The sequence below is a fragment of the Halomonas sp. RT37 genome (genome assembly GCF_040070525.1).
GTDB classification, from domain to species: Bacteria; Pseudomonadota; Gammaproteobacteria; order Pseudomonadales; family Halomonadaceae; genus Halomonas; species Halomonas litopenaei.
The window spans coordinates 3,940,361-3,958,139 of record NZ_CP098827.1; the positions used below are offsets into that span (position 1 = coordinate 3,940,361).

Here is a 17,779-nt window from a genome sequence, read left to right on the forward strand (position 1 = left end):
GATCAGGGAACCGGCCAGACGCCAGACTTCAGAAGGTACCTTCATGAGGTTGTCGAGGCGACGCCACCGGAGGCATTCAGCACCACCCGATCGCGGCCGGCGTACTTGCCTCGATACAGCGCCTGGTCGGCCCGCCGCAACAGTGCTGAGGCGCTCTCGCCCTCCAGTCGTTTGGCCACCCCCAGAGTACAGGTCAACAACACCTGCTCTCCGGTGAGCAGCGTCAAGGGCGTTGTCGCCAGACCCTTGCGAATGCGTTCGGCGATATCCAGCGCCTGATGCTCGTCGCGCTCCTTGAGCAGAATCACGAACTCTTCTCCCCCGTAACGACACACCGGATCGATGTCGCGCACGACCTCCTCGATCACCTTGCCCAGATGCTGCAGCGCGCGATCACCTTCGGCATGCCCCCAGCCATCGTTGAATCGCTTGAAGTTATCGATATCCAGCATGATCAACGACAGTGGTCGCCCGCTTACCTCGGCCTGGGCCACCGCAGCGGGCAAGGCTTCATCGAGATAGCGGCGATTGTGCACACCAGTAAGACCATCGAGATAGCTCATGCCGTGCAACCGCGCCTTCTCCTCCAGCAGCGTCTCTCGCTCGCGCTGCAACAGACTGATGCGATCGGCCAGGGCCAGCGACAAGAGGATGGCCTCCAGCGCGGAACCGATCTGGAAACCGTGCAGCGTCCAGAAGTTGTGGGGGGACAACCCATAGGTCACCAGCAGCAACAGGACCACCCCGACCACCAGCACCGACCATGCCATCAACAGCCACTGAGCGGGGCGAAAGCCACGCCACAAGCCACGCACCGACGACAGCAGAAAAGCCGTTAGCGTCAGCACCCCCAGCAGCGAATAGAACACCACGGTCAAGAAGCTCGGCAGCAGCCAGGCGATGGCGGCGGCCAGCGCCAGGAGCCAGCACAGCCACCGCATCAACGAGTCCACTCTCGGGTCCTGGCGCGCCGTCATCAGAAAACGCCGGCAGAACTGCAACCCGCAGATGCTGATCACCGACAGGGCCGTCAGCAGCAAGGCCTCGTTCAGGCGTGCCCCCATCTGCGGAAAATAAAGCAGCAGCAAGCCGTTCTGACACAAGAAGTAAGCGCCCGCTCCACTCAAGAACCCCAGATACCAGAGGTAGTTGGTATCGCGAAGACTGAACAGCAGAAGGCTGTTGTAGATCACCAGGCCCGCGATCAAGCCGAAATAGAGCCCCTGCCCCAGCAACAAGTCACGCCAGTAACGGTGTAGATCGACGTCATCCAGTACCTGCACATTGAAGCGTATCGCCTGATCGGTCTCGACGCGCAACAGCAGTTCATTCGTTGCCACAGGCAAGCGGAACTGGGGCAAGGCAGCAGCGAGCCCCGGATCATCGGCAAAATGCGTCTCCCTCGCGACGGGGCGACACCCCGATTCGTCACAGACCAGCAGCTCGACTCCCTGAACCAGAGGATTGGACAGCACCAGGCGCTGCCCGGGCAGAGCACCCACCACCCTCAGTCGCAGCCATACCGGATGCGCCTTGAGTCCCAGGCTGACCTGCTCATCGAGAGACTCTGCGGTAACCGTAGAAAGCGCTCCTTTCTCCGGTGGTTGCTGCCCCTGGTGGTCGAGTACCCACAGCGACACATTGGGCTGTGGGCGAGAGGCCTCCCCCGCCAGCTCCCACGCCAGCAGCACCACCATCGCGGTCAACAAAAGCCAAATCCGCCCCATGCCTCTGCCCGACTCACCTCCCCCGCCCCACTGCATCGCAGCACTCCTTGTCGCCCAGACTCAGTGTAGCCGCTTCCTTCCGGCATACCTTTCCTGCGGCACTGTGCCGCCAGCGAAGTTTCAACCCAGAGGAAGGATAGTGCCCAAATCCCCCAGCAAGGACTCACTTACACGAGACGACCCAACAGGGTTGAGGTAGCGCCCCCGAGGGAGGGAGTGGCAAGGACGTCATATGCGAGTATGCTGGGACCTGAACGTGATGAAAGAACAGGAGATCGCTCACTTCACCAGCAAGGAGGTTCACATGAAGGTCTACAAACCTCAGTGGCAATGTACCCTCAACGTGACCGAGGGCGCAGAGCAGACCGCAAGCTGGAAGAATCGCCTGGCCTGGCAGCTCAGGCAGATGGCAGACCGTCTCGAAGGAGGCCGCCGCACCCTGATTCTGGATGTGGATGTCCAGCCCTCCATCGCCAAGGACGATGTGGATCGTTGCCTGGGCAAGGGCTTTGCCCTTTCCCAGACCCTGATGACCGAGCTGGCCCAGCAGGCCGCCTGCGAGGACATCATGCGTGACGCCAAGGCAGAACTGTACGAGAGCGATTGAACGACAGAGTCCCCGACCGGCGCGGCTTGATGGTGCGCCAGGCCCGGGCCAATAGTCTGCACCTGAACGCACAACACCCGCCAAGTGGCGGGTGTTGTGGTTTATGGAAGCTCGATTTCAGAAACGCCAGCATTCTCAAAGATGGTCGGGCGGTGTTCAATATCGCTGGAAACAAGTATCGACTCGTCGTCTGGATCAACTACGCCTACAGGGTTGTCTACATCCGTTTCATCGGTACCCATGCGCAGTATGACAAGATCGATGTACAGACGGTCTGAACTTCGGAGGGACATCATGGATATCAAGCCGATCAGAACAGAGGCCGACTACCATGCGGCGCTGACAGAAATTGAAAGCCTGATGATGGCCGAACCGCACACGCCAGAAGGCGAACGACTGGACGTCATGACTACCCTTATCGAGGCCTACGAATCCAGACATTTCCCGATGGATCTTCCTGACCCCGTGGAGGCAATCAAATTTGAAATGGAGCGCAGGAGCCTGAGCATCAAGGATCTTGAGCCCATGATTGGTAAACGTAACCGATCATCCTCACCCACATGACGTTTCCTTGCTGGCCACAGAGCCAGTGAAGGTCGTAACGATAGTCCGACCGTATATGCGACGGGCCCTGTTACGGGCCATGTTATGGGCTATAAGAAGGACTAGGCGGTCAGAAGCTCCATATCCCCACCGGTATGCACGGGGTGGCGCTGGGTCTCCTTGGCAATATTCACCGTCAAAGCCACCTTCGCCACTTCCAGCACACCGGCATCTATCGTGTAGCCTCCCCTGCCCTTGAGCCACTCAAGCACCTCGGCGAGATGCCAGATCGAGGCGCTACCTTCGTGAACCGGAACGGGAAACGTCGCTCGGTGGGAAAGCATCAACTTGCGCATTGCCTGTCGGGAAACACCCACAACATCCGCCACATCGGTCAAACCCACCAGGTCCGGCGAAGCCTCGATAAGACGTGCCGACGACACGGCGCTCTTGACGTCGGACAAGGCAGAGCGCATCGCCTCTTCGGCACTGTCTGCTTCCCGGGAAAATTCCAGCGCCAGGCGCCCCGGCAGTCCCACGCCCACCAGAGCATCGTCACAACCCGCAGCGCCAAGGCGCTCCACCAGGGCATCCGGGTCGCAGTCGTGGTCAGCCAGTTGGTATTTCAGTGTAAAAATATACTCCACGGCTCAATCCTCCGGTTCCGTTCCGCCCTGGCGCCTATGCATGGCGCACTTGTCCACCACCCTGCGTAGCGCCCGGGCGTGGCTACCAGGATTTTTCGGTGTACTCCACACACTCGCGATACAGAACTCACCACAGCGGCAGTCGTCGTCATTGTAGGGACAGTAGATCCTTCCCCAGGCATGTCCACCACCCACTTCAACTCGCCAGCCCTCCCCTTCCGCGTGCCTGATCGCGGCTTCAATCTCCTTTTTCGGGTGCGATGGACGAGTCATTCCTTGCCTCCAGTATGGGAACGGCCACTCATGGTTGTCAACTGACAACCCTCACCCGCCCCTTGTGCCAGAAAAACTCCTTCGCGATGGCTTCACCCCAGTCACCAAGGGTGTACGACGGCTTCAATCAAGCCGGCGCCAATACGGACATGGTGAGGGGGGATGGGGACCAGCAGTAGCGTTCCTTCCCACAGGGGATCAATAACCATCAAACTCACCTGTTTCAGCGTATTCATCGACACCCACGCCATGACAGATCGAGAGCCGGTACCGGGCACCACCGCGTTGGAGCCAGTCAGATGACCCGCCTGGCCCGGTCCAATCGTCTGCACCTGAACGCACAACACCCGCCAAGTGGCGGGTGTTGTGGTTTTCGATCATTGCACCGACGCTGTCAGGTCGTCGGAGAAGGGATCATTCCCACTCTAATATCAATGAGAAGAAAATGCATATAAATAACAGCTAGTTAGAAGAGCAACCTTTCTCGATACCATCATCTATACCATGCTCAGAATTTTTTTGATTTTTTGCAGCTCGTCGACGTTTTAGTTCAGCTTTGGCCCAAGCTGACGATTCTGCCATGTCCTTACGCAGTTGTTCCAGCTCAACAGGATGAAGCCTGCGGACCATAGCCAAGCGCCCTTTGTGCTCCTCTGTAGCAGTGAGCTGCGGCACGTCTGCTGTACCCGATCCCCCAGGATGCTGACGCTTGCTCATGTCTCCCCCCTCAACCGTGACCTCCCCACTCCTCGACCTCTAATGAAGCAAAGCCTAAGCACATAATACCAAAGTAGCATGTTTCATAAGGATTTTTCTGGGCTACATCAATATAGCCACTCCTTTTTCTCCTACAATGGGATGAGCAGCAAGCATATAAAGAAAACTTCACAAATAATATACGGAGGGAAAATGATCGAGTCTATATCAATGCAAGGAGTAGCAAGCTTTAGTGAACTTACTCCAGTTACGATAAACACAAACAAAAAATTAGTAGTCATTTATGGTCATAACGGCACAGGAAAATCAACTCTAGCAAGATACTTACAGAACACATCAGACAGCAACTATAACAGGTGTAATTTTACTCTACCAAACTCGCAAGACTATCAACTATTAGTTTACAACACTGATTTTGTGGAAAAAAACTTCTCGCAAGATAGTTTTGAGGGAGTATTCACCCTCGGTGAAGAAAATGTGGCAGCCGAACAAGCAATAACTGTTGCAGAACAGGAAATAACCAGCCTAGAAGGCCAGAGGCATCAAAAACAGCAAGCTAAATCGGAGTGTGGAACCAGAAAGGAGACTAAGATACGACACATAAAAAACAAAGTATATGAAATCAAGAAAGAGCATGACAGAAAAGATCTAGACCACTGTTTAGTGGGCTTTAAAAATTCTGCTGACAAGTTTTATGAAGCGCTCTTAAGAACTCCTCTACTAAATTCACCTGGATATGATTTTAACGATCTTGCAAGGGAGTCAAGCGAACTAAACAGAAAAACTGCTGAGAAAAGAAGTCTATTACCAACACTATCCTCCAATTTGTCTGCCATAGAGACAAACAGCATTTTTAACGAAGTGATTATTGCATCAAGAGAAAGCTACCTATCCAATCTAGTAGAAAAATTAAAGAATTCCTCATGGATAGATCAAGGTAGAATTTACATAAATGATGCGGAAGGGAAATGTCCATTCTGTCAGCAGGCTTTAGGGGATGAATTGGCAAAGCAAATCAACTCACTATTCGACTCATCATATGAACAAAAGAAAAAAGAAATACAGGGTTTAAGAGACAGTTACTTCAATAAAGCCAACGAGCTAAAAACACAGCTTTCCGAAAACCATTTCAAATTACTAAACAATAGAGACCTTGATTTACAGAAAGAAAGGCTTATAAACTCTTTAGAAGCAAACCTAGAAAAAATAGATAAAAAGCTAAACGACCCTAGCATAAGAGTATCACTGAAAGAAACAGACGATTTTTTACAATCAATAAACCAAATAGTAGAAGACGAAAACTCTTCGAGAAGAACCTTTAACTCGAAACTAGAAAAGAAGAAAGATTCCCTAGACGAAATCAAGAGTAAATTCTGGTCTTTGGTTCGCATTAAGTTTGATTCTGAAATAAAGAAACACGACAAATTAATAGAGGAAATCAATTCTGAAATTTTGAAATACGAAGACGAAATAGCAGCGTTGACCAGGTCAATCGAAGAACAGAATGAAATAATCTCTGAGAACAGAGCAAAGATAACAAACATAGATACGTCAATAACCAACATTAACAGTCAGATCATAAGCATCGGCTTAGAAGGCTTTGAAATCAAACGAAAGCCAGGTGAAGACAACCACTATTACCTTTGCCGAGGCACGCACAACAGCGGAAATCACGTGTACAAATCTCTGAGTGAAGGTGAGAAAACTCTTATCACTTATCTTTATTTTTTGGAATTGTGCCAGGGAAGCATACGCTTCGACTCGCCAACCCCTAAGAACAAGAAAATAATTGTTGTTGACGATCCAATTTCCAGTCTATCTCATAATTACATATATGAGATAGGCTCTCTTACTCATAAGAAAATCATCAAGGGATATGAGTATTCGCAAGTTATCCTGCTGACTCATAGCCTATATTTCCTACACGAAATGATAAAATACCTCCCTAAGAAACAAGAGGACTTCGATAAAAAGTGCAATGTATTCAGAGTCACAAAAAATACTCATAGCAACATATCGCCAATGAAGAGAGGCGATATAAAAAATGACTACCAGTCCTATTGGCAGATAATAAAAGATGCACAAGAAGGGAACACTAATAACATCGTACTCCCTAACATCATGAGAAACATTCTCGAATATTACTTTTCTTTCGTTCACAAAACCGATGAATTAAAAAAAGCTCTTGAGGAATTAGAAGAAGATGACGCTGAATTTTCTTCTTTTTTCAGATTTATTAACAGAGAATCTCATTCCGACTCAGTAAACATAAACGATCTTGGCGAAATAGATTCAGATCGCTTCATCAATAAATTCAGAGAAGTTTTCCTACGGACAAATTTTGAAGAACATTACAACAAAATGATGTCTTAAACTAAAAAATATAAAGTCGAACTGAATAGGGAAAGTTCATTTTCAATCAATCCACTTTGTGTGCAGAATAATTAAAGGCGGCCCCGCGCCGCCTTTATACTACTATTTTCTCATCGTCATAATTCAGACCTCGGCATAACAATCTTGGTCATGACCTTACCCATTTCCTCCTGTGTCGCCTCAATCTTGCTGAGAACAGCAAGGATTGTAGACTGGCCGAACTGGGAAGTTCGCACGTCATCGGTAAGCCATAGCTTCAATAGGCCACCTAAGCGGCCAAGGTCGCCGTTGATTCGGGCCAATTTCCGAACCTGCTCATAATCCACCACACCAGAGATGTGGTAACCCTGACCGACTTCGCGTAAGTACCGTGCAGCACTCATACCAGCTCGTTTTGCCTGCGCCTCGATCAGCTCCTTTTCCTCGGGCAGGCAGTACACTTTGATAGGTGTGCTGCTCTTCCTCGTTACTCGTTCTGTCTTATCGTGCATCATCTTTTGCCTTGGTTCCTTGTCACTTGGCGGATAGTGTCCAACGCCTGCGCAAAGTCATCCGGCGTCGCTCGGCCAGTTTCAGCCTGGTAGTAAAGGATCGTGAACATATTGGCGACCGCCTCCGCGACGGGCGAAATCTGCCGTGCTGTTTCCTGGTCGATGAATTCCAGGGCGGCAAGCTTGATCGCTGCCTGATGAATTGCGTGCTGAACTTCGATATTATGCGTGGCTGTCATGTGCCACCTCTCTGACAGGTGGTATGTGAAAATGCGGGCCGGTGCACCATCACCGGCCCGTGTGCTTTCTAACTACTTGCGTCGGCCAAACGGCCAGCGTCTCATTTTGTCGATTTGATCGGCCGATCTCGTCATGTCCTTGTAGGCACGCCCGGCCAACCTGTTTTGGAACACCTCCATTTTGTCGGCAATGGCTTTCATCTTCGGGCCGTGCCCGGTGTTGTGCAGCCACTGCCCCAAAAAATAGAAGGCCAGCATCACAATGAACATCACTGCGAAGAAACCAAATACCTCCGCAAGATTTTGGGGGGGGAAAGTTAAACTCCATAATCAGTAATCCTTATCTAGTTAGGCCATGCGACCTTTTTTAACAAAACTGGCAACCTCTTCGCTGCGCTCCTGCTGGCGTTCCTGGGCATACGAAACGTAGTCCTCAACGTCGAAGGTGTGCTTTTCCGGGTCGCGCTCTTGCCACTCTGCGTGTGCTTGGCGGGCTTCTTCCTGGTCCTCACTGGATAGGCCATCAAAGCCGCCGGTTTGATTCATCCAGCCAGTGCCGCCACCGCTTAAGCTATCGTTGTCAAATGCAGGGGAAGCGTCGTCAGTCGCCCTCCTTGTCGTCGTCATCCCCGTCATCTTTCGTACTGTTTCGGATCGAGCTGGCTAAACGACCTCCAGCGGTGCGGCCAATTCTATCCCCGGCCATATCACTCATTCCCTTCATCAAATTCGCACCGGTATCCGCTGCAATACGCCCCGCTTTTACAGCGCTACCTTTAAAGCCGCCGCCAGAGGATTCGCCACCGCTAGAAGATTGGCCGGAAGCTTGGGAAAAGGAGCCAGCTTCATCAGAGCCGCCGCCTCCGCTAAATGCTCCGCCCAGGCTCGACATAACGTCAGTATTGTTCGCTACGTTCTCACCTGCTTTTGCAAATGCAGCCTGAATAGCAGACGCACCGCCGGCGGTAGCCATTGCTGCACCGGCAGCCATACCACCAGTGGCAACAGCCGCTCCGGCCATCGCCCCGGCACTGATACTGCCAGCACCTGCCGCCGCACCGCCTCCAGGAACCAGGCTGGCAACCACATTGGGAACCGAGTGAATAAGCATCACCAGAACCAGTGAAACGACAAAGATCACCAGCAGTTCACGCATAGGGGCATCATTGGATAGATCGGTATAGAAACCGTCCATGATCGACATGGCAATGCCAATGAGCAACGTCATTGTCATCAACTTCAAAGCAACGCCCAATACGCTTTTGAAGTAGTTGATTGCTATATCTGAAGTCCAACGCGAACCACCAAACCCCAGCACGAAGACACCGGCATAGATCAATATCCAAGCCGTCACCAAGGCCAACAACACATTGGCTGCCACTACCGCCATACAAGCCAAAATTGCCAGCGTGATTAAGAAGATAGACAAGTTATCTATCGGGCTTGTGATGCTGTAGGACTTACCAGCTTTCACAATAATGTCGAACGCAATACTAATAGGCTCTGACGGAGTTAGGTCTCTCGGAAGGCCACCGGCTTGAGCACCGATCATTCTCAACGAGTCGATGATTGACGTCGCAAAGTCTGGGCCGTTTCTGAGCAACCAGAGAAAGAAACCAAACGTCAGGATGAAGCGCACGAACTCGGCAAAGAACTCCCTTATATCCGCTTGTTTAAGGATTAAGGTCCCGCCAGTCCAAACAAGGGATATAGTGCCCAGCGTCCAGAACAGCCAGGCGGCATAGTTTGTAATTACCGTGCCCCAAGTAGCACTGGCCGTCATGAAACGCACGGCCACTTCGTCCAAGACTCCATTAGGCTCAATGGCCGCTGACGCAGTTTGCGAAGTTAGTAAAACTGCCAGGAGCATCACAAGTCGAATGAATATCTTGCTCATGATTAGAACCCCTTGTTCTTGGAGCGATCAGTGGGTTCGCCCATATCCCAAAGACAGTTCCCTTCTTCCCTCTGCTCTTTCGTCAGGTTTGGGTTGTCACAGTTGATCGTTGCAGGCTTTGGCCCGTCATCTTCACCGCACCCCACCAGAACGAAAGAGGCCAACGCGCTAACGATAAAAACTCGGGTGATATTCTTCATGATTAAAACCCTCTGTTTTCTGAACGGTCGGTTGGCTCGCCCATATCGAACAACCTTTCACGGGACGCTTGATATTGAGCTTCGCGGTCAGCATCCGCCTGCATTCGAGTGCCAACGGCATTCTGCTGAGCAATCAGCAGGCTACGGATTTGCAGGAGCTGGTTAGCCTGGTTGCTGGCGAGCTGATTGGCGTAGCCAATGGCGGCCAGTTGGCCGTCTGCGCCCTGGGCGGCAGATTGCAGGCGGTTAAGCTGTCGGGCGTCGGCTTCAAGATTGTCTTGCTGCTGCTCCAGGCCCTTAAACAGCGCGTCGTTGGCCTTCTTCTGCGATTCAGACGCCAGGCGACGGTTCTCGGCCATCGCGGCTCGTTCGGCATCACTGCATCCCGCCGCCGAGAAACAAGGCGAGCTGCGGTAATAGGCCACGTCCTGGAACTTGCCCAGGTAAGCATCGAGGCTGCCAAGTTGGTTCTGGTAATAGGCGAGCGTGTTGGTAGCCTGATTCAGATCGTTGATGGTGCGCTGCGCCTGGTCCCAAATATGGGCCGCCGGGGCCATCGTGTTTTGCAGTTGGTTTTCGTACTGCTGAAGCTGGGTTTGGTATTCCTGAATCTGCTTGGCCGTCTGCGCGACCGCTTCCAAAGCAGACATGATGTTTTGCGTCAGATTGGTGCCATCAACGACAGGAATACCGGCATAGGTAGGCTGAAAAGTGCAGGCCGTCATGGCGACAACCAGAGTAATTTTAGCGGCTAAATTTTTTCTTTTCACATTTTGCATTCGTTGATCTCCATTACCAATGAATGCTTTATCGTGCCTTTCAATGCATAACGTATAAGCCCAATAATTGGACATAAAAGTTGACATAGGAAAATTTAAGCCAACAACTCCTACGGCGACAGCCAATGGCCTCGCAGAGCAGGATTATCGTTGAGCGCCCCGGCGCGAATAAGGTAGGTGAAGAAGGAACCGCCGACTTGTCGGTGGGCCTACTTCACCTATCCTGCCCGCCTTTCAGCGTTGTTTACGCCAAGGAAAGTGTTGCCGCGAAAATCTGTTTTTTAGTGCAAACCATATAAAATCGCTTGTTCACCTTCTTGCTAGAACAGAAGTACGAAATAAACACGTAATATCAGGCAATTACTACGCTAACGCGGGGGTTTACACAGCAAACAAACACAGAAATACACAGCTTTACCAATTCAGGAGGGATAGCGCCCCTCAAGTGTCAATGAAACGTACGAGTGCTAGCAACTCATCGAATTTAGATCGCTGTATTTCATGGGTTTCCTAACCCACTAGACGCTCTCGCCGGCTTTTTCTTTGACGGTTTCAGATTGATATCGATTGGGTCATGCAGTCAGGAAGGATCGCTATCAACACCCTGTGCGTGTCGAGCCACTAGCGCCCAACTTCGGACAGCTTTTCGGCACAACGTCAGTGCGGATAAGAAATGTAGTGTTGTAGTATGTTGTATGGTGCTACTACATACTACAACCTACAAATCACACGCATCTTCAGCCGACTACCGCCTGAAGTGGCTATTCATCTTGATGTATGAAATACGGCTTTCTGAGCCGCACAGAGAAGCGCTTCAGGCATCACCCACCACTAACCCCTAGTTGGCCTCTGAACGACGCTCCTGGGGCTTTTAAGGCGGCTTTGGTTGTCCTTCGGACGGATTGAACGCCAAGAAAAGGTGAAGGCCCTTGGCGAGGAAGCAGAATCGGCCACCCTCTTGGCGTTAAAACATCGGCCAAAGGCCGATTGAATTGGCAAGGCATGACCGCGCCATTCAGGCGCGGGCTATGCCGCGCATGATGGATATTCTTTGGAATATCTTGGATCGATTTCCAAAACAGGCCGGAAAGCCTTGCCCTGCAAGGGCTTGCGCGATTGAAGCGGGTACCGTTATGCCGGGGGTGGGATACTGTTATGCCGGGGGACGGGTACTATTATGCCGGGGATGGGTGCTGTCACGCCGGGGGTTGGCTTGGTTGGCCCCTGGCCGCCTAATCTCCCATTTCCCCTTGGCGTATTCATGTACAGTCCAGCCCACTGAAATAAGTTCAGCCAACGCTTTCCGGGCCGTCTGACGGCGCTTTTTCAAGGTGTTGGGGTTCTTCGTTTCGTCCGGCCAAACGTAGTTGCAAAGAGTATCCAGTTCTACCCGTCCAGATTTCCCGGCATCAATCCAGCCCGATAATCGCTGATGTATTAATCGAGCAGGATCGGTCTGTAGCGCCCGAACCTCAGTCATGTCGAGCCGAGTATGCGGACGCTCTCCCATTACAGCCTCTGCTAATCGAGGGTTAAGGCTGACAAACAGTTTACCTTCCCGGTCGTCGCTGACGTAATCGGACAATATGCGGAACCCCTGACGCTGCCCGTTACGCTCCACAATGACCGATACTGCCCATAGGCGCTCGATGCTATCGCGGATAGTTTTGAACTGGCTGCCTCCATCGTCGGCATACCCAAGTTCTCGGGCCAATTGTCGGAAGCTGCCCTTGGCAACCATTGCATCCTTCTCAACCGCGTCCCACTTCAGGTCTAGCAAGAGACGCAATTGCTGCCCAACTTCTGACTCTGTTTCGTTTCGCAGCACAATCCCGCGTCCCCCATCACCAGAAATTGCGGCCATAGCCACAAGCCCTTGTAAGATACGAAGATCATCAACACCTAGAGGCTCGGGCCCCCAGAAACGTATCGAATCCTCGCCATGGTTATAGGTTACGTCCAGCTTGAGCCGCTTGCGCTCTCCACGCTTCAGGCTACGGAACAAGCCAGGAGCCAGGCAATGAGCTGGATCATGTCGAACATGGGTAAGATCAAAGCTCATCACGTGACCTCACCTTAGATTTTTTGAATGGCAGCACGCCATGGGCTACGCACTGCCTCTCCAGCACGGCAGGTTTCAGCACACCGCCCTCGTGACGCCGGAACCAACGCTCTGCGAAAGGAGAACCATAATTCGCCTTGCTCACGCCATAGCGGACGAAGTACCCACGCTGACTATCATCAACACTCCATTCCTCAGCCTCGGTTTGCGTCATGCCAGACAGGTACGATTGCCAGCGAATGTTATCGACCAGAACAGACGACCCACGGCTGGCCTGTTGCTGGTCACCCGCACCAATGATGGCAGCGCTCTTACTGGCATGGTGCAAAAATACGATAGAGCACCCCGTATCGGCGGCGATGGCTTCCATACGTCCGATCACTTGCGCCATTGGACCGCTAACGTTTTCATCTTCGATGTGGAAACGACGTAAGGTGTCCAGGATCATCAAGCGGCGACCCGCAGCCGCTCGCTTAAGGCCATCGAACCAATCGAGACACATAATGTTGGGGCACCTTCCTATTAGCGGCTCAATCAGCAAGCCTTCAGCAACAGCTTGCCGCTGCTCGGCGGTGAGATGCGCTCCAAGCGCATGTAATCGGTGATGGATAGCAGCGGGAGGATCTTCTGCGGGAAGATAGATAACTGGCCCAACAGGAAATTCTCCGACTTCCAGCAAGTCTGGGCCTCCAGCGATCTGCGTGGCAAGCTGTAAGGCCAGCATGGATTTTCCGGCACCACCTGGTGAAACCAAGGCCCCTACCGTACCGGAAACCATGTTAGGTAAAACATAATCAAGAGGCGGCGGCGTTTCCGAAAAGGCCGCCATAAGATCAAGGGCCATAATGTTAGGCCCCTATGGTGTTGCCAGGCCGAGTAGCCTGGATTCCTGAAGACTTACGCTCCTCAATCCACTGCTCTACTTCCGACAGGTCCCACGCGACGTTTCTGCTGGTAAGTGCAATTCGGCGAGGGAACTCACCCCGCTTCTCCAAGTTATAAATTGTCCGTGAGGAGAGCGGAATCATCTCCAATAGCACTTTTCGATTGATCAGTGTCTTGTTTGCCATTGCTTGCATACTTGTGCCTCCACTTACTTACGAAAGCTCTATGGTGCCCAGCAATGCCACTTGATTAAGCCTATAAATTGGATAAAATGGTTGACATGGAAAGTGAAGAGCAAGCAAAAAAGCGACTTGGCAATTACTATATAGCTATCTGGAATGGTTGTGATCCAGATATTGCCAGCGCCATCCGCCAGTTCCGAGATAGCTGGAAACCATATTCCGCAGCATCCCGGCGCTACCCCATTCATCGGCTAATACATGAGCTGATAGACCCTGCTGTAACCGCATACAGGGAAGCACTCCCGCCTGACTACCTGGTACACATGCCAGGTTCAACAGAGGTATCTTTCAGCGAGATGGCTCAGCTGGTCGGGTTTGATGCAGCGGTCCGCCTACAACGCCACCTGCTAAGAGCGTTCATAAAAACAAAAGACCAACAGACCAAGACAGATCAAAGGTTTATCGCAACACATGAATCACTGATTGAATTAGTTCAGGACTGTGCATGCAAGCAACCGGTAAAGTCTTCAATGCGATGCATCAACGGAACATCTAGAGGGCTAAATGACAAACGCCGCCACAGCTTTTGTCGTTTCTGTGGTTCTCCGACTACGCTAACATCATTCTCGGATAACAAATCCCAATTGCGTGGTAGCAATGACGTTCTACGTCTAAGCAACTTGTACTGCACACATCACCAACCAAAATTACCAAATGGAGCTTGGAATCCTTTATATAAGCAGGCAACACGCTCTATCGCGCAGTTTGACATTGAATTAGAAAGAATAAACAAGCAATGCGCCAATCGCTCTAGACCTTTAATGTCTGGCGATACACTGGTCGATCAATACTTCCTTTACTTGATGCTAGGCAAAACTTTACAACCAGCAGACAAGGCCGAATTACGCAATCTAGCCCGAAGGATGGTGGACTCTAAGCTATCAGATACCAAGAAAAAAATGCTGGTACTCAAGCGAGACGGATTTAACCAGACAGAAATCGGAAAGCAAATACTGAACGCCAAGCAGCAGCCAATGACACGCCAAGCCGTGTCTAAAGCGTTGGCGTCAGTTAGAAACGAATTCCTGCTAGAAACCTAGAAAGCCACTAAGAGAAATTTTAGCCGCTAAAATCTTCACCTAATGGCTTTACCATGATTTTATCCTAGAAGCTTTTGGTCAATTTCAATAAGCAAGCTTGTCATTTTGCGAAGTATTTTATCAAACGCCTGAATTAGTTCATTGTCATTTATACCAAGCCGCTCAATGGTTTTTTCATAGTTGGATCCACGTCTATGTGCGACACCTGTTGACCTAACCCCCTGCAACCCTCCCAAAAAAGGTGCAACCTCGAACTGGATTCCATTATCCCTCAAAAACTCGGCGAGAATTTTAATTGAACCAGTTTCCCCCGAGGATATATGCTTTTTCAAAGCTTTGACATTAATAGAGTCAATTGTGACTTTCACCAACGAGAGAACCTGAGAGTCGAACTCTGACTGCTCATTCTTAGTCAGCGAATGCAACGTTTTGAAACAATGTCCATCACCTTCTGATAGTGGCAAAAATAGTGGCCACCCTTTAACATTTAGCCACTTCTCTTGAAATCTCTCGAAACATGACTTGAAAACAAGGTCTGGGCTTTGTGCATCAGCAAATGCCCCCATCATACTCCTGTCAAAGTAGGTACTACTCATTTCCCGACCTTCAGGAGGAATATTGAAACTTTTCCAATACACTTGCTCGGAGTACGGAAGGTCTCGCCCAAGATCACCTAAAAAGACACAAACATGTTCTGAAGAATTATTATCAAAACGGAGCCTCCAAAATCCATACTTATGAATAACACTATCTTGCACTTCGTATTCCGATGAAGAGCCAAAATACTTCAGAAGAACTGATTTATCGAAGTAAACAGGTGTTAGATAATGTGGGGCGCCCTTATTTTTCCCAAAGTAGTCCGCTAACAAAGAAGGATCACAAGAATTTTTAGTATTGTCATGAGCATCGCCTTTTATAACGAAAGATTCATATTCCTTTCCAAGCTTGAACGGGCTGCAATTCTCCTCATTTCTAGGAAGACAGCAGAAAAGCTTTTTCCCTAAAACCCTGGTAAATGTATTAAAACCATTCACATAGGAGCCATCCCAAAATCTTGTATACGAGACACAGGGCTCATTAACATGCTCATCTGGTAACCGTTCGCTTGTTACTTTATGACGCGAGTTTTCAAAGAACAGCAGCAAATTCATTTGTTTCGCAGACATAAAGGCATTCAAGAACGACTTACGTATGACAATTTCATTGCTCGAATACTTAACAACATCTATTTCAACACCGTTATCATCATCAACAACATATTTTTTATTTTCTCTGTCGTGATAAAGATTAAGATACAACACTAACTCTTGAAGTATTTCTTTATATGGGCTTCTAGTACCATGAAATTCTCTACAAACCACTAGCGGGAAGTATTCAGAACTATTTTGTTCGTACCAAATATCATCACCGCATGTAACAATAGATGGACCTCCGCTCCCTGGAGACAAGTCCCAGCCATAACCCTCCATTGCTTTATCAGTACTTTCTGGGGCAACTAGGCAAGAAAATATAGACCCATCCTCAGTCTTATCGCTTTTATTTAAGTTCTTATAGAGAGGAACCCAAACACCTTCTCCCAGTTCATTTCTAACGAATCCCAAGAAATCATCCATATCTTTATTTTCTGTCATTTCACTCGTTCCTATAAAAATAAGTACTGAACGAACCACAACTCCATGTATCTATTAAGCGGTCCATTCGTCAATCATATCCGCCCAGTCTTGCAACATAGATGTACGCTGATCACGATACTCGGCTTTGTTATATATCGCCCTCACACCTTTTTGCTCATGTGCCAGGCATTTCTCTATCCAATCGGTGTTGTAACCGGCTTCATGGAGCAAGGTACTGGCTGTTCGTCTCAGGTCGTGCGGGCCGAATTTGGCAAGCGGTCGCCCCTCTTTCTGAGCCAGCTTGTAAGTCATCGTCATTACCCGGTTCAGCGTGGCACTGCTCATGGGTACGTCAGAATCGTAGCGTGATGGCAGAACGTACTCCGATCCTCCGGAGAACGTCTTCAAAGCGATGAAGATGTCCATGGCCTGCCTGGATAGAAACACCAGGTGAGGATTTCGCCGCTTCATCCGTTCTTTGGGGATCGTCCAGAGCGCTTCGCTGAAGTTGATTTCACTCCAGGTGGCATTCGTCAGCTCGCTTTTTCGCACCATCGTCAACAATAGTAGCTTTACCGCTGCCCGGATCGATGGTGATGTACCAATACGCCCCATGTACTGGTACATGATCCTGATTTCTTCGGGCGTCAGGGTTCGATCTCTCGGCTCAAACCTGGCAATGCTTGCGGGCCTCACCAGGTCTGCCGGGTTCTCAACCTTCTGGCCTCGCTCAGTCGCCCAGCGGTATACCTGGAGTACAATCTCACGCGCATGAACCGCCGTAGCAGGTGCACCGCGCTCTACGATGGCGTCGGTTAGTGCTCGCAAGTCCTCGTGGGTGATTTCGGTCAGCTTCTGATTGCCGAATTTCGTTTCCAGCTCTCTCGTATAAACCGAGCGGCGCATATCACGGGTAGAATCGGCCATCTGATAGCCACGTAGCCACTTTTCCGCCCAGGCACCAAAGGTTTCAGCCCCTTTAACACGCGCCTTGTCTCGGGCCTTCTCCTTCGCTGGCGACTTTCCATCGGCGACCATCCGCTTGGCTTCACCAAGCCGCTCACGGGCTTCTGCCAGAGTGATACCCCCAACGCCATAGCGGCCAAAGGTGATTGTCTCTTGCCTGCCATTGATCGAGTAGTTGTAACGGAATGAGATAGAACCGGCAGGAGTGACGGCCACGTAGAGGCCATCCCGGTCATTCACTTTGTAGAGTTTATCCCTCGGCTTGAGGTTGCGCAGCTTGGTATCGGTCAGCAAGAGTCTTATCCTTCTTCGATTCCAATACCATGCTGGAAGATCACCCGAAAATCAGGCCACAAAGCCAATAAAAACAGTTATTTAAACAATTTCGATACCATGAACACACAAGATCAAGCAGCATGGTATCGGCTATCACTCATGGCATCATGTCTCGATAATACCACCTTGGATACCACGCTCA

General features: G+C 50.5%; 19 protein-coding genes and 1 pseudogene. 5 read left to right on the forward strand and 15 right to left on the reverse strand.

Annotation, left to right across the window (positions count from 1 at the left end; translation table 11 throughout):
* Window positions 1-41 precede the first annotated feature (41 nt).
* Entirely contained in the window at window positions 42-1,709 is a 1,668-nt protein-coding gene (locus tag NFG58_RS17050) for a diguanylate cyclase (protein ID WP_348827034.1), read from the reverse strand.
* 322 nt (window positions 1,710-2,031) lie between these two features.
* Here NFG58_RS17050 and NFG58_RS17055 point away from each other — a divergent pair, with 322 nt between their 5' ends.
* The 3 genes and pseudogenes from NFG58_RS17055 to NFG58_RS17065 form a co-directional block, all read left to right on the forward strand.
* The gene (locus NFG58_RS17055; RefSeq protein WP_045991267.1) at window positions 2,032-2,334 is read left to right on the forward strand and encodes a hypothetical protein; all 303 of its coding nucleotides are present in this window, start codon (window positions 2,032-2,034) and stop codon (window positions 2,332-2,334) included.
* Window positions 2,331-2,612: a type II toxin-antitoxin system HigB family toxin gene (locus tag NFG58_RS17060; RefSeq protein WP_348827035.1), complete on the forward strand. Its 282-nt coding sequence runs from the start codon at window positions 2,331-2,333 to the stop codon at window positions 2,610-2,612. The genes NFG58_RS17055 and NFG58_RS17060 overlap by 4 nt, the downstream gene beginning before the upstream one ends.
* Before the next feature lie 16 nt (window positions 2,613-2,628).
* Window positions 2,629-2,880, forward strand: a pseudogene (locus NFG58_RS17065) (transcriptional regulator); the annotation flags it as partial.
* Between the two features lie 119 nt (window positions 2,881-2,999).
* Here NFG58_RS17065 and NFG58_RS17070 read toward each other — a convergent pair.
* On the reverse strand, window positions 3,000-3,524 hold the full coding sequence (locus NFG58_RS17070) for a DNA-binding protein (protein ID WP_287164291.1): 525 nt from the start codon (window positions 3,522-3,524) through the stop codon (window positions 3,000-3,002).
* A gap of 735 nt (window positions 3,525-4,259) precedes the next feature.
* Window positions 4,260-4,514, reverse strand: coding sequence for a hypothetical protein (locus NFG58_RS17075; RefSeq protein WP_348827036.1), 255 nt, complete (start codon window positions 4,512-4,514; stop codon window positions 4,260-4,262).
* 192 nt (window positions 4,515-4,706) lie between these two features.
* Here NFG58_RS17075 and NFG58_RS17080 point away from each other — a divergent pair, with 192 nt between their 5' ends.
* Window positions 4,707-6,887 (forward strand): AAA family ATPase, encoded by a 2,181-nt coding sequence (locus tag NFG58_RS17080; RefSeq protein WP_348827037.1) that lies wholly within the window; start codon window positions 4,707-4,709, stop codon window positions 6,885-6,887.
* A gap of 116 nt (window positions 6,888-7,003) precedes the next feature.
* Here the strand turns inward: NFG58_RS17080 and traJ are convergent, their stop codons facing one another.
* The 10 genes from traJ to NFG58_RS17130 form a co-directional block, all read right to left on the reverse strand.
* Entirely contained in the window at window positions 7,004-7,381 is a 378-nt protein-coding gene (gene traJ, locus NFG58_RS17085) for a conjugal transfer transcriptional regulator TraJ (protein WP_274487823.1), read from the reverse strand.
* Window positions 7,378-7,617, reverse strand: coding sequence for a type I toxin-antitoxin system ptaRNA1 family toxin (locus NFG58_RS17090; protein ID WP_348827038.1), 240 nt, complete (start codon window positions 7,615-7,617; stop codon window positions 7,378-7,380). The genes traJ and NFG58_RS17090 overlap by 4 nt, the downstream gene beginning before the upstream one ends.
* Window positions 7,618-7,689: 72 nt before the next feature.
* Window positions 7,690-7,887, reverse strand: a complete 198-nt coding sequence (locus tag NFG58_RS17095) for a hypothetical protein (protein ID WP_348827039.1) — start codon at window positions 7,885-7,887, stop codon at window positions 7,690-7,692.
* A gap of 78 nt (window positions 7,888-7,965) precedes the next feature.
* Window positions 7,966-8,163: a conjugal transfer protein TrbL gene (locus NFG58_RS17100; RefSeq protein ID WP_274487830.1), complete on the reverse strand. Its 198-nt coding sequence runs from the start codon at window positions 8,161-8,163 to the stop codon at window positions 7,966-7,968.
* Between the two features lie 55 nt (window positions 8,164-8,218).
* Window positions 8,219-9,514 carry a P-type conjugative transfer protein TrbL gene (gene trbL / locus NFG58_RS17105; protein ID WP_274487826.1) on the reverse strand — a complete coding sequence of 432 codons (1,296 nt, stop codon included), beginning with the start codon at window positions 9,512-9,514 and terminating at the stop codon, window positions 8,219-8,221.
* Between the two features lie 2 nt (window positions 9,515-9,516).
* Window positions 9,517-9,714 (reverse strand): hypothetical protein, encoded by a 198-nt coding sequence (locus tag NFG58_RS17110; RefSeq protein ID WP_000790452.1) that lies wholly within the window; start codon window positions 9,712-9,714, stop codon window positions 9,517-9,519.
* A 2-nt stretch (window positions 9,715-9,716) separates the two neighbouring features.
* Complete coding sequence (gene trbJ / locus NFG58_RS17115; RefSeq protein WP_177186121.1) at window positions 9,717-10,493, reverse strand: P-type conjugative transfer protein TrbJ; 777 nt, start codon at window positions 10,491-10,493, stop codon at window positions 9,717-9,719.
* 1,153 nt (window positions 10,494-11,646) lie between these two features.
* On the reverse strand, window positions 11,647-12,555 hold the full coding sequence (gene repC / locus NFG58_RS17120; protein WP_274487831.1) for a replication protein C, IncQ-type: 909 nt from the start codon (window positions 12,553-12,555) through the stop codon (window positions 11,647-11,649).
* Window positions 12,545-13,399, reverse strand: a complete 855-nt coding sequence (locus NFG58_RS17125) for a helicase RepA family protein (protein WP_348827040.1) — start codon at window positions 13,397-13,399, stop codon at window positions 12,545-12,547. Before NFG58_RS17125 ends, repC begins: the two co-directional genes overlap by 11 nt.
* Before the next feature lie 4 nt (window positions 13,400-13,403).
* The gene (locus tag NFG58_RS17130) at window positions 13,404-13,625 is read right to left on the reverse strand and encodes an AlpA family phage regulatory protein (RefSeq protein WP_205619377.1); all 222 of its coding nucleotides are present in this window, start codon (window positions 13,623-13,625) and stop codon (window positions 13,404-13,406) included.
* A gap of 95 nt (window positions 13,626-13,720) precedes the next feature.
* Here NFG58_RS17130 and NFG58_RS17135 point away from each other — a divergent pair, with 95 nt between their 5' ends.
* Entirely contained in the window at window positions 13,721-14,722 is a 1,002-nt protein-coding gene (locus tag NFG58_RS17135) for a LuxR family transcriptional regulator (protein ID WP_348827041.1), read from the forward strand.
* Between the two features lie 59 nt (window positions 14,723-14,781).
* Here the strand turns inward: NFG58_RS17135 and NFG58_RS17140 are convergent, their stop codons facing one another.
* A complete protein-coding gene (locus tag NFG58_RS17140; protein WP_348827042.1) occupies window positions 14,782-16,353 on the reverse strand; it encodes a hypothetical protein in 1,572 nt (523 codons plus the stop codon).
* Window positions 16,354-16,407: 54 nt separating this feature from the next.
* Window positions 16,408-17,595: a tyrosine-type recombinase/integrase gene (locus tag NFG58_RS17145; RefSeq protein ID WP_348827043.1), complete on the reverse strand. Its 1,188-nt coding sequence runs from the start codon at window positions 17,593-17,595 to the stop codon at window positions 16,408-16,410.
* Between the last annotated feature and the right edge of the window lie 184 nt (window positions 17,596-17,779).

Excerpts from the sequence above, each read along its gene's own strand:
- NFG58_RS17110 (WP_000790452.1), bottom strand. The coding sequence starts at position 9,714 with ATGAAGAATATCACCCGAGTTTTTATCGTTAGCGCGTTGGCCTCTTTC.
- NFG58_RS17125 (WP_348827040.1), bottom strand. The coding sequence starts at position 13,399 with ATGGCCCTTGATCTTATGGCGGCCTTTTCGGAAACGCCGCCGCCTCTT.
- NFG58_RS17080 (WP_348827037.1), top strand. The coding sequence starts at position 4,707 with ATGATCGAGTCTATATCAATGCAAGGAGTAGCAAGCTTTAGTGAACTT.
- NFG58_RS17135 (WP_348827041.1), top strand. The coding sequence starts at position 13,721 with ATGGAAAGTGAAGAGCAAGCAAAAAAGCGACTTGGCAATTACTATATA.
- NFG58_RS17090 (WP_348827038.1), bottom strand. The coding sequence starts at position 7,617 with ATGACAGCCACGCATAATATCGAAGTTCAGCACGCAATTCATCAGGCA.
- NFG58_RS17095 (WP_348827039.1), bottom strand. The coding sequence starts at position 7,887 with ATGTTCATTGTGATGCTGGCCTTCTATTTTTTGGGGCAGTGGCTGCAC.
- trbJ (WP_177186121.1), bottom strand. The coding sequence starts at position 10,493 with ATGCAAAATGTGAAAAGAAAAAATTTAGCCGCTAAAATTACTCTGGTT.
- NFG58_RS17130 (WP_205619377.1), bottom strand. The coding sequence starts at position 13,625 with ATGGCAAACAAGACACTGATCAATCGAAAAGTGCTATTGGAGATGATT.
- traJ (WP_274487823.1), bottom strand. The coding sequence starts at position 7,381 with ATGATGCACGATAAGACAGAACGAGTAACGAGGAAGAGCAGCACACCT.
- repC (WP_274487831.1), bottom strand. The coding sequence starts at position 12,555 with ATGAGCTTTGATCTTACCCATGTTCGACATGATCCAGCTCATTGCCTG.
- NFG58_RS17100 (WP_274487830.1), bottom strand. The coding sequence starts at position 8,163 with ATGAATCAAACCGGCGGCTTTGATGGCCTATCCAGTGAGGACCAGGAA.
- trbL (WP_274487826.1), bottom strand. The coding sequence starts at position 9,514 with ATGAGCAAGATATTCATTCGACTTGTGATGCTCCTGGCAGTTTTACTA.
- NFG58_RS17055 (WP_045991267.1), top strand. The coding sequence starts at position 2,032 with ATGAAGGTCTACAAACCTCAGTGGCAATGTACCCTCAACGTGACCGAG.
- NFG58_RS17140 (WP_348827042.1), bottom strand. The coding sequence starts at position 16,353 with ATGACAGAAAATAAAGATATGGATGATTTCTTGGGATTCGTTAGAAAT.
- NFG58_RS17075 (WP_348827036.1), bottom strand. The coding sequence starts at position 4,514 with ATGAGCAAGCGTCAGCATCCTGGGGGATCGGGTACAGCAGACGTGCCG.